The following is a 17,640-nucleotide window of genomic DNA, read 5'->3' on the forward strand; positions in this document are numbered from 1 at the left end:
CTGTACGCATTACGTTTCGAGGAGCTTGTGGGCATTTCCGATCCCAGCGGCCAGGATCTCGTCGGACAGTGTCGGGTCGGAGACGGCGCGAGCGAGTTGCAGTGTGGTGACGAGGATGGTGAACAGTCCCAGCGCAGTGGTCCGCGCCCCGGCGGGATCAGCAGGGGACAAGCGCGCGGCGATCTCGTTGACGATGGCCTGCATGCCGCGGGTGTAAGCCTGGCGCACGGCATCGTCGCAGCGGCCGACCTCGTCGAGCAGGGCGGCGTTGGGGCAGCCCGATTCGGGATGGTCACGATGGTATGGCGAAAGGTACTCGCGCACGAACTCGTCGATTGCTGCGAGTCCGGGCGGTAGCGCGCTCAGGGTCTCGTACTGGATGCGCAGCTGATCGGCCATCACGTTGGCCACCAGGTCGCTCTTCGAGGCGAAGTGTGCGTAGAACGCGCCGTTGGTCAGGCCCGCGTCCGACATCAGTGTCGCGATGCCTGATGCGTCGATGCCAGTCTGCTTGAAGCGTGCACTGGCAGTATCGACGATCCGGCGCCGGGTTTCGGCTTTGTGTTGCGCGTCATATCTCGGCATGGCTACTGGGTTCCTGATCACTGTCGAAAATCTCGTACTTGTCAAGCCTACCAGATTGGCTTACGGTCATAATATTATGAACATAAGCTAAGTGGTGCGGGCTTGCTGTGCGGACAGGTGCCCTGAACCCGCGACCAGCACGATTATGTGAATCCTGACCGCACTAGAGCCACGCCATCGCCCCCTGATCGCACTCGCCGGACAGATACACCGGATCTACTGAGAAAGGCCCGCCATGGCGACCTGGAAAGACGCGCCCAACCGCACGATCGACATCAACGGCACCACCTTCACCTACCGCGAACTCGGCGAACCCTCCGAGGTCCCCGTGGTGTTCCTGCACCATCTGACCGCGGTCCTCGACGACTGGGACCCCCGCGTCATCGACGGCATTGCCGCACACCATCGCGTCATCGCCTTCGACAACCGTGGCGTCGGCGCCACCGGTGGATCGGTGCCATCCACCGTCGAACAGATGGGCACCGACGCCATCGCGTTCATCCGCGCACTCGGCCTGCAGAAAGTTGATCTGCTCGGGTTCTCACTCGGTGGCGGTGTCGCCCAGATGGTGGTCCTGCAAGCCCCCGAACTGGTCCGCCGCCTGATCGTGGCCGGGTCCGGACCCCGCGGCGGCGGCGGCATCGACAAGATGGGCTCCATCGTCGCCGGCGCCTACCTCAAAGCGTTGCTCACCCTCAGCGACCCCCGCAATTTCCTGTTCTTCCCCCGCAACCCCGAAGGAAAACAGGCCGCGGCCGACTACCTGCGCCGCCTCAAAGAACGGACCGACAACCGCGACAAGCGGATCTCGATCCAGGCAGCCATCGCCCAGATCAAGGCCATCCGGCACGCCGGCCGCTCCCGACCCGACGACCTGTCCGTCATCACCCATCCCGTCCTGGTAGCCAACGGCGACAACGACCTCATGGTCGCCAGCAGCCACTCCGCCGATATGGCGCGCCGACTACCCAACGCACAACTCGAGATCTACCCGGACTCCGGGCACGGCGGCATCTTCCAGCACCACCGGAATTTCGTACCCGACGCGTTGCAATTCCTCGCCGACTAACCATCCGGCCATCAGGAAAAGACATCAGCCTGGCCTCCAACGAAGCAACCCATCTACGGAACAGGATGGTTGGAGTGCCTAGTTCCCGATGTTCCGAAGCTGACATCGGTTGCGAGGCTCTCGACCCGCCCCGCCCTGATCGACGTCCGTACTGGACCAGAGCCGAGGCCCGGCGCGCGAAGTTTCTCTCTATCAGCTCGAAGGCAACACATCCCGCACCGACAACACGTCGATGTGCGCCGACCACCGAACCCACCGCCAAGTCGTCAACTGCATTCAACCCGATCCCAGGAGGAGAAAAGCGTTATGAGCACCGCCGACGAGCCCGTCATCACCGCATACGCGAACGCACCCGCGAAGACCCTCATCGCGGGAGGCGACACGTTCGCCTACCGCGAGCTCGGCCCCGTAGCGGAGATCCCGGTGATCTTCTTCGTGCACCTCGCCGGCACCCTCGACAACTGGGACCCGCGCATCGTGGACGCCATCGCGAAGAACCGCCGGGTCATCACCTTCGACCAGCTCGGTGTCGGCGCATCCAGCGGCCGCGTCCCCGACACCCTCGAAAAGGCGGCCGACGACGCCTACACCTTCATCACGAAGGGCCTCGGGTACGACAAGATCGACATCTTCTCCTTCTCCATGGGAGGCATGATCGCCCAAGACCTGGTCCTCGAGCACCCCGATCTGGTCCGCAAGCTCGTCCTCACCGGCACCGGACCCCGCGGCGGGAAGGACATCGACAAAGTCATCGCCACCACCTATTGGGATATGCTCCGCGCTGCCGTGACCTTCTCCGACCCGAAAGAGTTCCTCTTCTTCAACCGCGACGCCGAAGGCAAGAGGGCCGGCAAGGCATTCGTGAAGCGGCTCGAGGAACGCACCACGGACCGGGACAAGAACATCAAGCTCTCCGCGTTCCGGACCCAGCTGAAGGCGATCGCGAAGTACGGACGCTCCACGTCTTCCGACCTGTCCGTCATCACCCAGCCCACACTGATCGTCAACGGCGACAACGACCGCATGGTCCCATCCGTCCTGTCCGAGGACCTGCACCAGCGGATCAAGAACAGCGAGTTGATCATCTACCCGAACTCGGGGCACGGCGGCATCTTCCAGTACTGGCAGAAGTTCGCCCCGATCGCCGCGAAATTCCTCGCCCCCTGACCCACCGAGTGATCCGGCCTTCGACGATGATCGCGAATGCGTTCAGTGCGGGTTTCCACCGCATCGCCCACGGTCTCTTACCACCGCCGGTGATCCAGGGACCGGGTCACGAGATACAGGCACTTCAACGCGGCTTGCTCGCTCGAGAAGTGGATGGCGAACTACACCAGAAGGGCGGCGCTGTACCCGTCGATGAGCGCGGCTCCGGAATAGGTGCGTGTGGATTGGGCGGTGCCGGTGGCGGCAACGCCGGCCATGATCGCAATGCCAAGTGCGACGCCGATTTGCTCGGCCGAGTACAGCAGGGCGGAGGCGATGCCCGCCTTGTCGCTGTCCACGTGATACACCGCCGCCTGGGGTCAGCGCCCATCACGCCGAAGACGAACCCGACCGCGGAGACCAGCATCGCGGGAGCGAGGTTCCGTCAGTAACTCGTGGTCACGGTGATGCCGGAAAACCATAGATCTGTGACGGTTTGCGTGATTGATGGGGCTGGATTGCCGACCGGGGGCCCGTCCACCCCACCCGCGCCCGCCCATGGCAAACGGCGAGCGACAACGCAGGTACATACCTGTACTTTGACTGGGTAACTACAAGCTATGACCAGGCGTTTTCCAGTTGCCCATGTTTTGTGTGTCCTGCCGAGGGCACCAGAAACAGGGGTAACTGTGGTGGTTGCCTGCATATTGCCGTTATGCGCGTCGCCGTAATTTCGGGGCCGGCGGCGGTTCTGCAGCCGGTTTCGGGGTTGCGGCCGACCCAAATCAGCGCCAACGGCCACTCCAGGTACGCGGTTCAGACCCATTCGGCCGCGAATCGGTTCTGTCACCGACACGCTCATCGGCACTACCGATCCGTGCGGACGCACGGCAAATTGTCGGACCGGGAATCGATCCAGCGTGCCCGCCGCTGGCGTCCAGCAGTACCACGCGCTCTCCGGATTGCCCGGTCACGACGGCATCTCCGTAGTGAGTGCGCCGGCGGCACCACCGCGGCGGGCCCACAACGCGCGGGCCAGTGCGGGTGCTGCGACACCGGCGCGGCGGGCGCGGCCGACGGTCGCGCGCTGGGAGAACACCGCGAATTCTGTTGCCTCGATCCGGTCCAGAATCTCTGCGTACAGCATTGCCGCCGTTGTGACGCAGGGCCGTGACACCGGGTGCAACAGCTCGATTCCGGTGCGAGCGGCCCGGTACCAGTGGCGGGTGATCGCGTGCTGGGCCGCCAGCGCCGAGCGCACCCGGGTGTCGGTGCATAGATGGTCACGGCACCACTGCAGCCGGTCGCGGTCCACGCCGAAGGCGGCCAATTCGTCGGCCGGAAGGTAGACCCGGCCGCGGTCGAGATCTTCGGCGATATCGCGCAGGAAGTTGGTGAGCTGGAATGCCTTGCCGAGCGCGGCCGCAGAGGGTTCCGCGTTCTCGGTGGGGCCGACGGTGCCGAGCACCGGGAGCACCTGCAGGCCGATCACTTCGGCGGATCCGCGCATATAGCGATCCAACGCGGCCCGGTCCGGGTAGTCGGTCACCGTCAGATCCATCCGCATCGAGGCCAGGAAATCCTGGAACAAAGCGCGGTCGATATCGAAACGTGCGACGGTGTCACTCACCGCGGCCACGATCGGGTCTGCCCCGGCACTGTTGTCGATACCGTCGAACAGGCGCTGCGCCAATGCTTCCAAACGCTCTACCGGAGTGAGGGTCTGCCCGTTGGGGAGATCGACGATATCGTCGGCCCACCGGGCGAATCCGTACAGGGCGTGGATCGGCGGACGTTGTGCCGGTGCGAGCAGCCGGGTGGCGAGGAAGAACGTGCGCCCATGAGTGGCGTTGAGGTCGCGGCATTGCCGGTAAGCGTCACGCAGTCGCGGGTCACCGATGCCGGCGGCGTCGAGTTCGGCGCGAATCATGGCCGTACCCCGCTGGTGTTCGCGGTCGGTGCCGGGTTGTTGCGGCCGGCGGCGGCGCCGGTGATGCGGTCGGCAGCGAGCCGGCCCGACAGCAGGGCGGTCGGCACTCCGACGCCGGGCACTGTGCCGCAGCCGGCGAGCACCGCATTCGATACGCCGCGCGGCAGGTTCGCCGGCCGGAACGGTCCGGTTTGGGTGAAGGTGTGCGCCAGCGAGAACGGTGTACCCGCCGGCATGCCCCGTTGTGCCCAGTCGTCGGGGCTGTCCAGATGGACGATATCGGCGTGCTCGGCGAATCCCGGCAACAGCCTCTGTTCGACGATCGCGGCCAGGTTCGCGCCGTATCCAGGAGCTCGGCGCTGCCAATCCAGGTGTGCGCCACGGTCGAGATTGGGGGCGGGGGCCAGCACCGAGAACAGGTCGTGACCGGGCGGGGCGAGGGCCGGATCGGTAGCAGTGGGACGGGTGACCAGCAGCGAGGGATCGCTCATCGGCACGCCCTGGTTGATCAGTTCGTCGAACGTCTGCTCCCAGGCGGCACCGAAAAGCAGTGTGTGATGTGCGGTCGGCGCACCGGCGGGCACACCGATATGCGCGACGACCGCCGACGGCGCGGGCTGCGCCCGCACCGGCCGCCGCGGTGATCGGCGCAGCAACTCGTAGGACGTGTGCAGTTCGGTGGCCAACACCACCGCATCACAGGTGATCCGCCGCTGTTTATCGGTGTGTACAGCGCTGATGCGGTTGCCGCGCCGTTCCAGTTCGGTCACCGCTTCGCCGTAGTGGAACAGCACGCCGGCGTCCGTGGCGGCTGCTGCCAGCGCGGTGGGCAGGGCGCGCATCCCCCCGCGCGGGAAGTACACGCCGCCGACGGTGTCCATATAAGCGATCACCGCATACAAAGCCAAGGCCCGCTGCGGCGACACACCCGCGTACAGAGATTGGAAAGTGAATACTCGGCGCAACCGCGCATCGGTCAAGAACTCGGCGATGACCCGATCCAGACGGCGGAAGCCCCCCAAAGCGACGAGCCGGGCCAGCGCTGGGGTCACCAGCGACAGCGGTGAGTCGAAGTTGGCGGCGATGAACCGGTCGAACTCGATGCGATACAGCTCGGTCAGCCATTGCCGCAGTCTTCGATAGCCGGCCACCTCACCCGGTCCGGCGAATTCGGCGATGGAGTGTTCCATCGCGTCGCGGTCGCTGTGCACGTCCAGTGCGCTGCCGTCGGCGAAGCAGGCCCGGTAGGCCGGTACCACGGGTTGCAGATCGAGCCGGGCTCCGATGTCCTCGCCTACCGCCGCGAGGGTATCGGCGACGATGTCGGGCATGGTGAGCACCGACGGGCCGGTGTCGAGGCGATATCCACCGATATCGAGCCGCCCCGCTCGCCCGCCCGGCACGGGCTCGCGTTCCACGACCGTGACCGCGCGCCCGCGTCCGGCCAGGTGCAGTGCGGTGGCGAGCCCGGCAAGTCCCGCGCCCACCACGACGACACGGTCGGTGCTCCCGGTTACGGTCCGCATGGTCCTTCTTTCTCTTTGTTCCGGCCGTCTGGCTGTGTCGCGTGATGTTGCGGATTCAGGTGCTACGTCGGGTGCACAGCAGTGCCATCTGCTGCAGAGCGGCGGTCGCCGCCGGGTCGAGAACACTGTCCGCGAGGAGCGTCCGCGCGTCCTCGACGCGGTCGGCGATCATCTGCTCGGCGCGTTGGGGCGCACCGCTGTCCACGATCAACTCCCGGGCTGTCTGCACCGCACTGTCATCGAAGGTGTCGCGCCGCCAGAGGTCGTGTAGCCGGGCTCGCCCGGACGGCCCGGCCAAGCGTTCGGCCAGCGCGACGACCGTGGTGGCTTTACGTTCCCGCAGATCCGCGTTCGCGGGTTTACCGGTGAGCGACGGCTCACCGAAGATACCGAGCAGATCGTCGCGCAGCTGGAATGCCTCGCCGACCAGCACACCGTATTCACCCAGCACTCCCATGACCGGTTCCGGGCAGCCCGCCATCGCGGCGCCCAGCTCCAGCGGCCTGCGCACCGTGTAGTTACCGGACTTGCGCCGCGCGATATCGAGAACCTGTTCCAGCGTCGGCACCCGCGCGGCATCGTTGACCAGATCGGCGAGCTGCCCCACCGCCAGTTCGGCGCGCATCGCGTCGTAGCGCGGCCACACCCGGCCGAGCGCCGCTGCCTCGACCTCACTTTCGCGCAGCATGCGTTCAGACCACACCAGGCACAGATCACCCAGCAGCACCGCCGCGGATTCACCGAAACGCGCCGGCGATCCGGACAACCCCTGCTCTTCGTGCCAGCGGGCAAGCCGCACATGCGCGGCCGGGCGTCCCCGGCGGGTACCGGATTCGTCCATCACATCGTCCTGCAGCAAGGCGAACCCGTGCAGCAATTCGATACTGGCCGCGGCTCGGAGTGCAGCCTCCGATTCGCCGGCACCGCACAACCAGCCGAGGTACACAAACGTCGGTCGCACAGACTTGCCACCCGAGACGAAATCGAGCAATACCCGGCTCGGATATTCGAACCCGTTCGCTTGCAACTCTTCCGCGCACCGCGCGCGTACGAAGTCCTCGACGTGGGTGCGCACCGCGGCCCGAACTTGCGCAGTCCACGACCCGAACCATGCGGAACCGTCACGGTCCGACGTGTGGAACAGGGGCGTCGCCTGTTGTGCGTTCACCACACCGATTGTGGCACTTTTCCGCGGAAATTGCATCGTTTATGCATCGTTCACTATCAGGCCGGGGAGCTGCTCACCGGTCCGCGCCGGCCGGCCGATCTCGGTGATCAGGTTCCGGCGGGAGCCGGTTCCACTGCCGCCGTCCGATCCGATTGGGGCCACGATCTCCTCCGTTGTCCGAGCTTGCCCATGGCCGTGCCCCACTCCTGGAGTGTTGTCGGGCCTCCTGAATATCCGCCTGTGAGTGTTCACACTACGCGCTAAATGATGCAGACTCGATGCATCACGAAAAAATTCGTTTCGAGATCCATCACGGAAGGCAGTCGCGAGTTCTGGCCGCGTTCCCGCACACCCACCAGACCATGAGCCGTCGGCCCGTACGGGCTCCGCTCTCGACAGGAAGGCACGACATGATGATCCGAAAGCACTCCGCGGCGCTGATCGCGATACTGTCGGCGATGGCTATCGCCGGATCGGCGTGTACCGACACCGACGAATCGGGCAATGCCGAGTCCTCACCCGCAATGACCACGTCCTCGGCCACGATGTCGGCGCCGGCGGACAGTGCCATGGCCGGGCTGGTCGGCGCCGGGTGCGCAGATTACGCCGAGCAGGTGCCGAGTGGGCCCGGCTCGATCGATTCGATGGCGCAGGAACCCGTGGCGACGGCAGCCTCGAACAATCCGCTGTTGACCACACTCACCTCCGCGGTATCCGGTCAGCTCAACCCGCAGGTGAATCTCGTCGACACGCTCAACAGCGGCGAGTTCACCGTTTTCGCACCGGTGGACGACGCTTTCGCCGCGCTCGATCCCGCTACGCTCGAAACGCTGAAAACGGACTCGGACATGCTGACCAGCATTCTCACCTACCACGTCGTACCGGGACGCATGTCCGCCGAAGCGGTGGCCGGCACACACCAGACAGTCGAGGGCTCTGAGGTCACAGTGACAGGAACCGGCGACCAGATCACCGTCAACGAAGCGACAGTGCTCTGCGGCGGTGTCGAAACCGCGAATGCCACCGTCTACCTGATCGACGGCGTCCTGACGCCGCCCACCGGCTAGCGCACCGCCTCGGCGGCCCCGTGCATCGATCAGCCGTCGGCCGCGGATTCAGCGGTTCGGCCGAGGACATGGCGCAGCGCCGAATCCAGATCGGGGTCGCGGAATTCGTGGCCGGCCGCGCCGAGCCGATCCGGCACCACTCGTTGACTGGCGGTGGCGAGTTCGCGGGCACCCGAACGACCGAGCAGCACAGCGGGACCGAATTTCGGCACGACGAGGACCGTGGGGCGACCCATGACGCGCCCCAACGTGTCCGTGTACTCGGTGTTGCGCACCGGATGCGGTGTCACCGCGTTGATCGGGCCCTGTAACCGAACGTCCCACAGTGTGCGGTGGTAGATATCGACGAGATCGTCGATCCCGATCCAGGACATCCACTGGCGCCCGGAACCGATGCGGCCACCGAGTCCGGCGCCGAACAGTGGACGCAGCAACCGTAGTGTCCCGCCTCGCGGCGATTGCACGATCCCGGTGCGGACCGACACCGCGCGAGTGGTGGCGCAAGCAGCGGCTGCGGCCGCATCCTCCCAGTCGGCGACCACATCGGCGAGAAAACCGGTACCGCGCGATGCCTGCTCTGTGAGGGTTTCATCGCCACGGTCGTATCCGTAGTAGCCGATGGCCGAGGCACTGACAAACACCGCTACGCCGGCTCGCGCGCTGAGCTCGGCCAATTTGCGTGTCGGCGTGATCCGGCTCTCGGCGACCGCCTTCTTGTGCTCGTCGGTGAACCGGCCGGCGATCGGCACCCCTGCCAGGTGGATGACCGCGTCCACGCCGTCGAGCAGATCAGCGGCGGGATCGGCGGGATCCCAGCGCCGCTCCCCGGGCTCATGTGGCTCGCGACGCACCAAGCGGATCACCGTATGCCCACCCGAAGTGAGAAAGGCAGTCAACGCCGACCCGACCAGGCCGGAGGCACCTGTCACCGCGACGGTGATCGCGCCGAGCCCGTGATCGGCCGCGCGCGCATGTGCGGCCAGATCTGCTTCGAGTTGCCGGTACCGATAGGTGAACATCGGGCGCAGCATCGCGGCAGGCACCCACGTCCGCACTCGGTCCACGATCCGGGTGTGCGCCGGGTCCACCTCCTCGAACTCATGGGTATGCCGCCACGACAGCACAGCAGCAACCGGCGCAGAAGCCAGACCGTCGGTGGTGATCCGGTCGACAAACCGCTGCGGCGGGTCGTATTCGCCGGCCTCGTGCTGTGCCACCCAGCGCAGCCGCGCCGGCAACCCGAGCACCGCGCGCCCGTCGGCGAGCGAATCGGCTTCGTCGAGCAACGACACCGGCTGCCACGGCGGTGCGAGCCGCGCGAATGCCCCCGGACGGGCGAACCACTCGAACACCTCGGAGCGAGGCGCCGCGACGACAGCCGAACACTCGATGCTCATTCTCCGACCCTACGCATGAGACACGGCCGTCCGGTCACGCCACACGCAAGCAGGGCCTCGCCCGGATGCAGGCGGTGGAGATTTTGCGTCCGCGGCGCAGCGGAAAGAAAACCCTCGCTGTCCGAGATCTTTCCGGCCCCTCGCACCTGGGGTTTGCACCGTGGCCCCGACTCCCGATTCATTCCTTGGCAGCGGCGAGACCGCGGGCAGCTCCGGCGCTTGCCACAACCACCAGGCCGATACCCAACCACTGGGCAGCCCGCATTTCCTCGCCCAGCAGCAATAGTCCGATGGCCGCGGCTATGGCGGGCTCCAAACTCATCATCACACCGAACACCGCGGGCGTGATCCGGCGAAGTGCCTCCAACTCGATCGCATGCGGCACCAGCGACGACAGCATCGCGAGGACTGCGGCTCCTGCGAGGAAGATCGGATTCGCCAGCAACGCGGCATCATTGTCGAGTACCACGGGGAGCGCGAGGAGCGCACTGAAACCCATTGCCAAGGCGAGCCCGTCGTTGCCCGCGGTGTGCCTGCCGACCGCAGCGCTGCATACGATGTAGGCGGCCCAGCCCGCCCCGGACGCGGCGGCAAACAGCACGCCGCTCCACGACACCGGTCCCTCGCTGTCGACGAGCATCAGGACTCCCCCGCCCGCGAGTGCTACCCATAGCGCGTCCAGCCAGCGCCGGGATGCGATCAGGGCCAGCGCGAGCGGACCAAGGCAGTCGATGGTCACCGCCATGCCCAGCGAAATGCGTTCCAGCGCCGCGTAGAAGCACAGGTTCATGCCTGTCAACGCCACACCGAGTCCGGCGATCGGGACCAGCGCCTTGCTCTCCACCTGCAGCGCCGGGCGCCATAGCAGCATCGCGAGGGCACCGGCCAGCACGATTCGGAAGCCTGCGACTGTCGCGGGCGATGCGACCGAAAAAAGCTGCTTTGCCATTACAGAGCCGAGGTGCATGGCGATCATCGCCGCGATTACCAGTAGTGAGTCGGGCACACCGCTGCGCGGCAGGTTGTATCGCGGCGCGGGGCGCGTGGCGGGGCCCTGAGACCGACGAATGATCATGTAGTGCTCCATTGCAAGGGGCATACTCCGGCCAGGTCGGCGATCCGAGTGCAGTAGTACACGAGAGAATCCGAACGCACGTGGAGTATCCGACTGATTGCGCGATCGGAGACGCGCATGAATTTTCATGTGCCTGAGAAAGACTTCGACGGCACAGCGCCGCCACCGAATTCACGCCTGCTTCATACGCGTCTGCGCACAGCCGCCGCAAGATAGTGCGCCGGATTCGCGGCGTCCAGCGACATACCAGGTAAGTAGATAGCGTTACCGCGCAGGATCATCCGAGAATCAACATGCTGCCTCTCATGCCGAATCTCGAGCGGCAGAAAATGATTCCGCGACTGACGAGATCCCCGAACGAAATGCGAGACAGTAATGTGCTGCGACCACACTTGCCGCCACCGACCTCAGCGAAACAACGCATGATCCCGATCACCTTTTCTCACTGCAGGGATACACGATACTAAGTGTGGAAAATTCGGTATGAAACGTACCGAGAGACCATATCTTTGCGCGCCCGTTGTAGCGCATGCACAAACGTGCCGCACCCCCCGTACAGATATGCGACTCACTGCCCGATGCGACACGTGTTGGCTGCCACCTCAGCAGTGCAGGGCGCGCCGGCCTCTGGCTCGACGAGCACACACCGTGATCGACCGCCGGTGTTCATCGCTCCGATCGCTGTCCCATCACTACCGGTGTCGACCCTGATCGAGGCGATGCGGTCAGGCGATGACCTCGGAGGTCATGGACTCGCGGTACCGCCGAACGCCGAACCGGGAGGGCGCGCGACCACCAGCAGTGCGGCAAGCGCAACGGAACCTACCGCCTGGTATCCGATCCAGACTTCACCGGCGGCATTGCTGCCCTGCCATGCGAGAAGCAGGCCGGCGATTGTCGCCAGCACCCAACCGGTGTCGTAGGCAACCATGAGTCGCGTATAGGTGCGCACCGGACGGCTGCGCACGTACCCGATCTCGATTCCGCCACAGATCAGCAGGGCAGCGGCGCAGGCAACCATCAGCCAGACTGCAACGCCGAGCCGATGACCGAGTTGTGCGGCGCCGACGGTGTAAACGACCGCGAGCAACACCTTGAAGCAGGCGTCCGCGATGATTCCCGCCGTCTGGCGAGGGGATGTCGTTGTCATGACAGGTTGGATTCGATTCCATCGAGCACGCAGGTCAACCCGAATTCGAATTGCCATGCCGCGCCATCGTCGTTGGATCCGTTGACCAGATAGTCCGACAGCGCCGGATAGCGTCCGGAGCTGGTGAGCTCGGCCATATACGGGTGATATGCGCTGCGAACATCGTCATCGGAGTCCCAGCCACGCCGGTCCATCAACTGCCGCTGCGCCACCTCGGCCGCGGCCGCGCCATGAGTGAAAGCTGTGACCGTCGTGAGGATTGCCATCTTCGTATCGACGTCGACGCTCAGGGTCTTCATCGCCGCGAGTGCCTGCTCTGCGATGTCGGCCATACGCGGAGTCAGGACTCCTGGTAACCGGGCATATATCTGAACCAGCCAGGGATGGCAAAGGGTGACCTCGCGGACCTGCCTTGCGTAGGCGCGCAGCACCTCTTCCCATCCCGTCGATGGTGACGGCAGCGCGAGGTCGGCGTGCACCATATCGATCATCAGCTCGAACAGGTCGTCCTTGCTCGAGATATAGCGGTAGGGGGCCATCGTCGGCACTCCGAGCTGTTCGGCCAGCTGACGCATGGACACTCCCGCCAAGCCCGCACTGTCGGCGAGCTCGATTGCTGTCAGCGCGATCCGATCATGGCTCAGGGGCACACGCGGCGAGGCCGCCGGCTGCTCGCCGAGCCGTTCCCAGACGGTGCCGCCACTGATGTGCTTGCTCGCGGATTTGTCACTCACACCTGCCACGGACTGCCCTCTCGGTTGATGCCCGGCCGATCCTAACATTGTTTCGTACAACGTATCCCTCGAGATACATTGTACGAACAGGAATACATCGTACATCGGAGTTGGACATGTCTGTCGAACCGCGTGCAGAGCCCCCTACCGCACAGGAACCGTCGTCACGGCGCGGGATCTATGCGGCGTTGAGCGGCCTCGTCATCGCGTTCTTGGTGGCGAACCTCGACTTCACCATCGTCGCCACCACACTTCCGGCCATCGCGCAGGAGCTCGGCGGTTTCGCCGATCTTTCGCTGGTGGTGACGGCGTTCGCGGTGGCCACGGCCGTAACGACACCGATCTGGGGAAAGCTGGGGGATCTGTTCGACCGAAAAAAGCTCTTCCTGGCGTCATTCTCGCTGTTCCTCGCCGGATCGGCGTTGTGCGGCGCCGCGCAAACCCTGGCCCAGCTGATCGCATTCCGTGCCGTACAGGGGCTCGGCGCGGGTGGCCTGCTGGTCGGCGGCATCGCGATCGTCGGCGAGTTGGTAGCACCCCGGCAGCGGGCGAAGTATCAGGGCCTGATGGCGACGATCATGCCGTTGGCCATCCTCGCCGGGCCGGTGATCGGTGGCCTGTGCGCCGACCGAATCGGATGGCGTTGGGCCTTTTACCTGAATCTACCGCTGGGCGCAGTAGCGCTGGCCCTGCTGGTGACACAACTGAAACTGCCACCACGATCACCGGATCGCCGACATGTCGACGTGGTCGGCATGCTGGTGCTCGCGGTCGGGATCATCGCACTCACCGTGCTGACGACAGCCGTCCGTGACGGGGTTTCCTCGGTGGTGATCGCCTCGGCAGTCGCCGTATGTCTCTCCGGCGCCGTCTTCTTCACCTGGGAGCGACGCGCGGCCGAACCGGTAGTGCCACTCACCTTCTTCAGGAGCCGAAACTACAGTCTCGCCGCGCTACTCGGCTTCCTCAGCGGCGTGGTGATGTTCGGTGCGGTGACGTTTCTGCCGTTGTATCAGCAAGTCGTCCAGGGAGCGTCGGCTACCAGCAGCGGCCTACTGCTCCTACCACTGCTGGGCGGGATGCTGGTAACCGCACCGCTGGTCGGTGTCCTGGTGTCACGAACCGGGAGATTCCGTTCCTACCCGATCGGCGGGGGCGTGGTGATGACGGCGGGCGCGATGCTGCTTGCCGGGATCGGCGTGGACACCTCCCAACTCCTCGTTGTCACCGGGATGATCGCCGTGGGTGTCGGCATGGGGTGTTTCATGCAGCTGACCGTGGTGATCGCCCAGAACAGCGTGGCGGTCAGAGATATCGGCGCAGCGAGCGCGACAGCCACGCTCGCCAGGAACCTGGGCAATTCACTGGGGGTTTCACTGCTCGGCGCGGTATACACCTGGCAGCTGACCCGGCCCCTCGGCGAGGCGCGATCAACTGGAGCGTCGTTCGGCGAAGCGGCCGCGCACAACGATGGCGCAGTCCTGCCCGGGCAGATGCAGGAAGCAACACGCGCGGCCGTCGCCACGGGAGTCGCCGATATCTTTCTCGTCGCGGGCCTCTGTTCCGCGGTCATCGTCTGCCTCGCCGCATTCCTCCGTGAGACGCCACTCACCCAACAGCACTGATACAAGGCCGAAGGAGAAGTCGTGAACCAGACGAAATACTCACTCCAGGATCTGGCGCGCTCCGACGTGATGGTGACCATCGATCGTCATCACGTGGACAGCCCGGAACAGATCACCACGACCGCGCAGCAGGTGATGACGTCATGGCGCGACCGACCGGACGGGCTGCTTTCGCTGATGTGCCTGGCGAACATCCGCGATGATTCAGTGATCGCCTACCGGCAGTGGAGTACTGCCGAAGCCGAATCGCCACAGGGCGTTTCATGGCCGCCCGGAGCCGATACCTACAGGCTGCGGCACAGCCTCGTTTTCGACGACGTCCGGCCGATCGGCTGCGTAGTGGTGAGCACCTTCGATTTCCGGTCCTCCGAAGACGGCCGTCAGTGGACCGACCTGATGAGTGCGGCCCTGACGTCGCGTCAGCTGCCTATTCCTGGACTACTCGGGCAGTTCCTGCATGTCCGCGACGCGAGCGTCTTGAACTGCTCCGCTTGGGCCGACGTCGCCGACCACGTCGCCTTTGTGGACACACCGTTCGAAGGAGACCGGTGGCAGAAGATTCAGAACTTTCCCGGGCTGGTCCACGGTCCGGGCGCCAGGTGCCGAATCCATGCAGCCCGATGGCGTTAGGCGGGTGAGCCGCGGCGGCGCGGCCCCGCTCGGCGTGTACCGTCCGGTTTCCGAACTTAGTTCTTCCGCTCACCTTTTCGTGGCGGCCGTTGATGTGATACTGCCGTCCTCGGTGCGCTGGGCGGTGCTGTGGCGACCGTAATAGCGTGCCACCCGTATCCGGTTGCCGCAGCGTTGTGGTGAGCACCAGCGACGGCGAGGATGAGCGGGCAGGAACAGCAGGACGCAGTCATCGGCCTCGCACTGTTTCAGGCGGGCGATAGCCGGGCTTCCCAGTAGCTCGACGGCGGATTCGGCGAGGGCAGCGGCCAGCCGGGCACCGGCGGGACCCGTGCGGCGCACGGTGGTGGTGAGCGCGGTGCCGTCCCATTGCAGCTGCCGGACGGCGGGGGCGGCGGATTGCGCATTCTCCAATCCGCGCAATGCGGCCGACGGTGGCCGACGGCCGTGCAGCAACGCCGCGACGACCGCGGCGATGTGCTCGCGGACCTGCCGCACCTGTTTCAAATCTTCCGCGCTCGGCTGCCCGGGCGGGGGTTCGGGTAGCCGATCGGCCTCCTGCCGCAGCCAATCGGCCAGCTGGTCGGGCGTGGTCAGCAGGTCGGCGTCGGCCGGATGGGTGTTGATCAGATCCAACGTCAACGGCTCACCGATCAGGAAGGACGCCTCGCTCATGTCACTAATGCTACATGGCGACCTTGACGCATTAGTTAGCGATAGGTTAGATCTAATGCATAATTCCCGAAAGAAAGCATGTGAACGCCATGGGCCTGCCGCTGATCCACCACCGCCGTATCGATGTCGACGGCGTGGAGGTCTTCTACCGGGAGTCCGTGCCCGGCCGCACCGATACTCCGACACTGTTGTTGCTGCACGGCTTCCCGTCGGCCTCTCATCAGTTCCGGCGGCTCATCGAGGTGCTGGGCGACCGCTACAGGCTGATCGCGCCGGACTATCCGGGCTTCGGGAATACCACCGCGCCGGCTGATTTCGAATACACCTTCGACCGCCTGGCCGATATCACCGAGGGCTTCGTGCAACGACTGGGACTGACCCGCTTCGCCATGTATGTCTTCGACTTCGGCGCTCCGGTCGGCTTCCGCCTCGCCGAACGCCACCCCGAACGGATCACAGGGCTTGTCGTGCAGAACGGAAACGCCTACGAAGCGGGGCTTTCCGATGGGGCGCGGGAGTTCACCGCGCTGCGCCCCGAGCGGCCCGGCGCCGAAGAAGCGATCCGCGAGCTACTGACGCTCGCGGGCACCCGCAGCCAATACGAAACCGGCGTCGTCGACACTGCCGTGCTGTCCCCCGAATCATGGCTGCTGGACCAGCATTACCTGGATCTGCCCGGCCGCAAGCAGGCGCAGGTGGCGCTGGCCTTCGACTACAAATCCAACATCGCACGCTACCCGGCCTGGCAAGGCTGGCTGCGCGAGCACACCCCGCCGACGTTGATCGCCTGGGGCGCCAACGATCCCTTCTTCCCCGCGCCCGGCGCCCACGCCTACCTGGCCGACCTCCCCGACGCCGAACTACACCTGTTCGACACCGGCCACTTCGCCCTGGAAACCCATCTGGGCGAGATCGCCCCACTCATCGCCGCATTCCTGGACCGGTTATCGGATTCAGCCCCGTAAGGCCGCTCGCTTGCACCCCTTTCTAGAGGGTGTAGTCGAGTATCGCGCGGAGGAGGGCATCGCGGTCCTCGAGCATCGCCATATGCCCGACTCCGCGAAGGTATCGGAGCTCGGCGCCCGGCACCGCCTCGTACTGGTGCGCGGCGGCCGGATCCCATCGAGGGTCGGAGTCCCCGAAGATCACGAGGAGAGGCTTCCCGGCGGAGATGAGGCGCTCGGGCACAGTACTCGCGGCGATGTAGTCCATGTTGGCGGAGAGAATCGCGCGGAAGGTGCGGTAGGTCGTCCTCCGTAAGTCGGCTACAGCTTTGTCGGACACCGTGATCGGCGCCGCCGCGGTCGCTGCCAGTCCACGGCGGATCATCGAGTCGGTACGAATCGCCCACACGAGTGGACCGAAGGGCGGTGCGGCGAGCGCCTTGATGAGGGCCGGCTCGGGCAATAGCGCGGCGAGGCTCGGCCCGGTACCGACCAGGACCAGCTCGCCGACCAGGTCCGGGCGACGCTCCACGAGGGCGGAAGCGACATATCCCCCGCTCGAGTGACCGACCACCTTCAGATTCCGGAACCCGAGCTCGTCCAACACTGCCGCTGTCCGGTCCGCCTGCTGGGGAACGGCGTACGTGGACTCCGGCTCGGATCGGCCGCAGCCCGGCAGGTCGATCGTGATCACCCGATACGTGGTGGCGAGCGACGGCAGCACCGGTTCCCACGTCGAACCGGTTGCGCCTGAACCGTGGATGAGCAACAAGGGCGGTGCTGCCGGGTCCCCGTCGATGACAACGTGCAACCCGCGGACTGTCGTGTCGATACGTGTCCGGCCGGGGATCGATTCGCTCATACCGACAGCTTCGCCGGGGGCTCGTCGCACCGTCTTGTACGAATGTCACGTTACCGC

The 17,640-nt window shown here is 65.4% G+C and carries 17 protein-coding genes; 6 read left to right on the plus strand and 11 right to left on the minus strand.

Annotation, left to right across the window (positions count from 1 at the left end; all coding sequences use genetic code 11):
* Window positions 1-9: 9 nt before the first annotated feature.
* A complete protein-coding gene (locus AB0F41_RS11440; protein ID WP_357422702.1) occupies window positions 10-585 on the minus strand; it encodes a TetR/AcrR family transcriptional regulator in 576 nt (191 codons plus the stop codon).
* A 235-nt stretch (window positions 586-820) separates the two neighbouring features.
* On the opposite strand from AB0F41_RS11440, the gene AB0F41_RS11445 reads away from it, so the two are divergent.
* Both AB0F41_RS11445 and AB0F41_RS11450 read left to right on the plus strand, forming a co-directional pair.
* Entirely contained in the window at window positions 821-1,654 is an 834-nt protein-coding gene (locus tag AB0F41_RS11445) for an alpha/beta hydrolase (protein WP_357422703.1), read from the plus strand.
* A 306-nt stretch (window positions 1,655-1,960) separates the two neighbouring features.
* Window positions 1,961-2,821, plus strand: coding sequence for an alpha/beta hydrolase (locus AB0F41_RS11450; RefSeq protein WP_357422704.1), 861 nt, complete (start codon window positions 1,961-1,963; stop codon window positions 2,819-2,821).
* A gap of 161 nt (window positions 2,822-2,982) precedes the next feature.
* Here AB0F41_RS11450 and AB0F41_RS11455 read toward each other — a convergent pair whose 3' ends face one another.
* From AB0F41_RS11455 to AB0F41_RS11470, 4 genes are all read right to left on the minus strand, one after another.
* Complete coding sequence (locus tag AB0F41_RS11455) at window positions 2,983-3,159, minus strand: hypothetical protein (protein ID WP_357422705.1); 177 nt, start codon at window positions 3,157-3,159, stop codon at window positions 2,983-2,985.
* A gap of 611 nt (window positions 3,160-3,770) precedes the next feature.
* On the minus strand, window positions 3,771-4,730 hold the full coding sequence (locus AB0F41_RS11460; protein WP_357422706.1) for a phytoene/squalene synthase family protein: 960 nt from the start codon (window positions 4,728-4,730) through the stop codon (window positions 3,771-3,773).
* Entirely contained in the window at window positions 4,727-6,256 is a 1,530-nt protein-coding gene (crtI, locus tag AB0F41_RS11465) for a phytoene desaturase family protein (protein ID WP_357422707.1), read from the minus strand. The genes AB0F41_RS11460 and crtI overlap by 4 nt, the downstream gene beginning before the upstream one ends.
* A gap of 55 nt (window positions 6,257-6,311) precedes the next feature.
* Window positions 6,312-7,331, minus strand: coding sequence for a polyprenyl synthetase family protein (locus tag AB0F41_RS11470; RefSeq protein WP_357422787.1), 1,020 nt, complete (start codon window positions 7,329-7,331; stop codon window positions 6,312-6,314).
* 503 nt (window positions 7,332-7,834) lie between these two features.
* Here AB0F41_RS11470 and AB0F41_RS11475 point away from each other — a divergent pair.
* The gene (locus tag AB0F41_RS11475) at window positions 7,835-8,491 is read left to right on the plus strand and encodes a fasciclin domain-containing protein (protein ID WP_357422708.1); all 657 of its coding nucleotides are present in this window, start codon (window positions 7,835-7,837) and stop codon (window positions 8,489-8,491) included.
* Window positions 8,492-8,520: 29 nt separating this feature from the next.
* Here the strand turns inward: AB0F41_RS11475 and AB0F41_RS11480 are convergent, their stop codons facing one another.
* From AB0F41_RS11480 to AB0F41_RS11495, 4 genes are all read right to left on the minus strand, one after another.
* Complete coding sequence (locus AB0F41_RS11480; RefSeq protein WP_357422709.1) at window positions 8,521-9,888, minus strand: TIGR01777 family oxidoreductase; 1,368 nt, start codon at window positions 9,886-9,888, stop codon at window positions 8,521-8,523.
* A gap of 178 nt (window positions 9,889-10,066) precedes the next feature.
* Window positions 10,067-10,975, minus strand: a complete 909-nt coding sequence (locus AB0F41_RS11485; protein ID WP_357422710.1) for an EamA family transporter — start codon at window positions 10,973-10,975, stop codon at window positions 10,067-10,069.
* A gap of 733 nt (window positions 10,976-11,708) precedes the next feature.
* Complete coding sequence (locus AB0F41_RS11490; RefSeq protein WP_357422711.1) at window positions 11,709-12,113, minus strand: hypothetical protein; 405 nt, start codon at window positions 12,111-12,113, stop codon at window positions 11,709-11,711.
* On the minus strand, window positions 12,110-12,847 hold the full coding sequence (locus AB0F41_RS11495) for a TetR/AcrR family transcriptional regulator (protein ID WP_357422712.1): 738 nt from the start codon (window positions 12,845-12,847) through the stop codon (window positions 12,110-12,112). The genes AB0F41_RS11490 and AB0F41_RS11495 overlap by 4 nt, the downstream gene beginning before the upstream one ends.
* 116 nt (window positions 12,848-12,963) lie before the next feature.
* On the opposite strand from AB0F41_RS11495, the gene AB0F41_RS11500 reads away from it, so the two are divergent.
* Together AB0F41_RS11500 and AB0F41_RS11505 are read left to right on the plus strand one after the other, a co-directional pair.
* The gene (locus AB0F41_RS11500; protein ID WP_357422713.1) at window positions 12,964-14,472 is read left to right on the plus strand and encodes an MDR family MFS transporter; all 1,509 of its coding nucleotides are present in this window, start codon (window positions 12,964-12,966) and stop codon (window positions 14,470-14,472) included.
* A gap of 21 nt (window positions 14,473-14,493) precedes the next feature.
* Window positions 14,494-15,102 carry a hypothetical protein gene (locus AB0F41_RS11505; RefSeq protein WP_357422714.1) on the plus strand — a complete coding sequence of 203 codons (609 nt, stop codon included), beginning with the start codon at window positions 14,494-14,496 and terminating at the stop codon, window positions 15,100-15,102.
* A 69-nt stretch (window positions 15,103-15,171) separates the two neighbouring features.
* Here AB0F41_RS11505 and AB0F41_RS11510 read toward each other — a convergent pair whose 3' ends face one another.
* On the minus strand, window positions 15,172-15,777 hold the full coding sequence (locus AB0F41_RS11510; RefSeq protein ID WP_357422715.1) for a CGNR zinc finger domain-containing protein: 606 nt from the start codon (window positions 15,775-15,777) through the stop codon (window positions 15,172-15,174).
* 89 nt (window positions 15,778-15,866) lie between these two features.
* Here AB0F41_RS11510 and AB0F41_RS11515 point away from each other — a divergent pair, with 89 nt between their 5' ends.
* Window positions 15,867-16,742 (plus strand): alpha/beta hydrolase, encoded by an 876-nt coding sequence (locus AB0F41_RS11515; RefSeq protein ID WP_357422788.1) that lies wholly within the window; start codon window positions 15,867-15,869, stop codon window positions 16,740-16,742.
* Between the two features lie 22 nt (window positions 16,743-16,764).
* Here AB0F41_RS11515 and AB0F41_RS11520 read toward each other — a convergent pair whose 3' ends face one another.
* Window positions 16,765-17,583, minus strand: a complete 819-nt coding sequence (locus AB0F41_RS11520) for an alpha/beta hydrolase (RefSeq protein ID WP_357422716.1) — start codon at window positions 17,581-17,583, stop codon at window positions 16,765-16,767.
* Window positions 17,584-17,640: the final 57 nt, after the last annotated feature.

Source organism: Nocardia sp. NPDC024068, assembly GCF_040638875.1.
In the GTDB taxonomy this organism is placed as follows: domain Bacteria; phylum Actinomycetota; class Actinomycetes; order Mycobacteriales; family Mycobacteriaceae; genus Nocardia.

Excerpts from the sequence above, each read along its gene's own strand:
- AB0F41_RS11440 (WP_357422702.1), bottom strand. The coding sequence starts at position 585 with ATGCCGAGATATGACGCGCAACACAAAGCCGAAACCCGGCGCCGGATC.
- AB0F41_RS11445 (WP_357422703.1), top strand. The coding sequence starts at position 821 with ATGGCGACCTGGAAAGACGCGCCCAACCGCACGATCGACATCAACGGC.
- AB0F41_RS11450 (WP_357422704.1), top strand. The coding sequence starts at position 1,961 with ATGAGCACCGCCGACGAGCCCGTCATCACCGCATACGCGAACGCACCC.
- AB0F41_RS11460 (WP_357422706.1), bottom strand. The coding sequence starts at position 4,730 with ATGATTCGCGCCGAACTCGACGCCGCCGGCATCGGTGACCCGCGACTG.
- crtI (WP_357422707.1), bottom strand. The coding sequence starts at position 6,256 with ATGCGGACCGTAACCGGGAGCACCGACCGTGTCGTCGTGGTGGGCGCG.
- AB0F41_RS11475 (WP_357422708.1), top strand. The coding sequence starts at position 7,835 with ATGATGATCCGAAAGCACTCCGCGGCGCTGATCGCGATACTGTCGGCG.
- AB0F41_RS11480 (WP_357422709.1), bottom strand. The coding sequence starts at position 9,888 with ATGAGCATCGAGTGTTCGGCTGTCGTCGCGGCGCCTCGCTCCGAGGTG.
- AB0F41_RS11485 (WP_357422710.1), bottom strand. The coding sequence starts at position 10,975 with ATGGAGCACTACATGATCATTCGTCGGTCTCAGGGCCCCGCCACGCGC.
- AB0F41_RS11490 (WP_357422711.1), bottom strand. The coding sequence starts at position 12,113 with ATGACAACGACATCCCCTCGCCAGACGGCGGGAATCATCGCGGACGCC.
- AB0F41_RS11500 (WP_357422713.1), top strand. The coding sequence starts at position 12,964 with ATGTCTGTCGAACCGCGTGCAGAGCCCCCTACCGCACAGGAACCGTCG.
- AB0F41_RS11510 (WP_357422715.1), bottom strand. The coding sequence starts at position 15,777 with ATGAGCGAGGCGTCCTTCCTGATCGGTGAGCCGTTGACGTTGGATCTG.
- AB0F41_RS11515 (WP_357422788.1), top strand. The coding sequence starts at position 15,867 with ATGGGCCTGCCGCTGATCCACCACCGCCGTATCGATGTCGACGGCGTG.
- AB0F41_RS11520 (WP_357422716.1), bottom strand. The coding sequence starts at position 17,583 with ATGAGCGAATCGATCCCCGGCCGGACACGTATCGACACGACAGTCCGC.